Below are 1,105 nucleotides of genomic sequence, written 5' to 3' on the forward strand. Positions count from 1 at the left end.
TGTAAGTTATTGTTTTATAGCTACTTGTTGTTTTTTACATCTCCCAATTAGACATAGTTATCCCATCTAACCTGCTTACTTGTTCATATCTAAAGAGATTATAGGTAAGGTTTACCAAACCTACAAATCCGATGGCGCGTTTTATGCCTATAGATCTTATATAGAGTTTGTTCATACTTTGCTCCATAAATCCAAATACATGTTCTACTCGGGCTCTGGTTTTTGATTTTTCTTTATTAGATTCTTTTTGTACTTCAGTTAGTGGGTTATTTTTACACCCTTTTTGATGTACCTTGTTTTTCACCTTATATTTCTTAATAGTATTCTCTTGTTCTTGTCCTGTATAAGCACTATCTGCCCATAAATCTTGACCTTGATCTTTCTCTGTCAATAATGTATCCAATACCTGAGAATCGTGTACAGAAGCATCCGTTGTGGCATAAGTGTCAATGAATTTATGAACATTATCAACTTTTGCATGATTTTTATACCCAAAATAAGATTGATTATTCTTTTTTGTCCAACGGGCATCTACATCTTTTTGACGCCTCTTATTAGGTTGATCATTCCACTCTTCTGGTGGTGTACCTTCTTTTATTTGCGTATTCTTTTCTCTACTATTACGTTGTCTAGGAGCTTCTACAAAACTTGCGTCAATAATTTTTCCTTGGTGAGCAATCAGCCCATGCTTCTCCAATAAGCTACTGAATTTATCAAACAACTCTTGTTCAATACCTTTAGAAATTAATTTATCTCTAAAATTCCAAATAGTATTTTCGTCTGGAACTTTATCGTTTAGAGATAAGCCTAGAAAACGGCAGAATGTTAAACGATCTAATATTTGATATTCTAGCTGAAAATCACTCAAGTTGTAATACCGCTGTAATATCAATATTTTGAACATCAATAATGGATCATAGGGCTTAGGACCAGCATTGACCATCTTCTTCTGATGGACTTTTTCGATAGTGTCTCTAAAATATTCCCATTCTACTACTTTAGTGAGTCGTTCTAAAGGATCTCCTTGTTTACTAAGCTTTTCTAATCGATAACTTTCTGAAAATAAAGAAGTTGTTCCTGTGCGTTTGTAACTATTCATCTCACC

General features: G+C 33.6%; 1 protein-coding gene. It reads right to left on the minus strand.

Features of this window, described 5'->3' with window-relative positions; genetic code table 11:
- Positions 1-34 precede the first annotated feature (34 nt).
- The coding region (locus F0000_RS27415; protein ID WP_368668154.1) for an IS5 family transposase at positions 35-1,105 on the minus strand (1,071 nt) is incomplete at its 5' end.

The organism is Aquimarina sp. RZ0, assembly GCF_008370685.1.
In the GTDB taxonomy this organism is placed as follows: domain Bacteria; phylum Bacteroidota; class Bacteroidia; order Flavobacteriales; family Flavobacteriaceae; genus Aquimarina.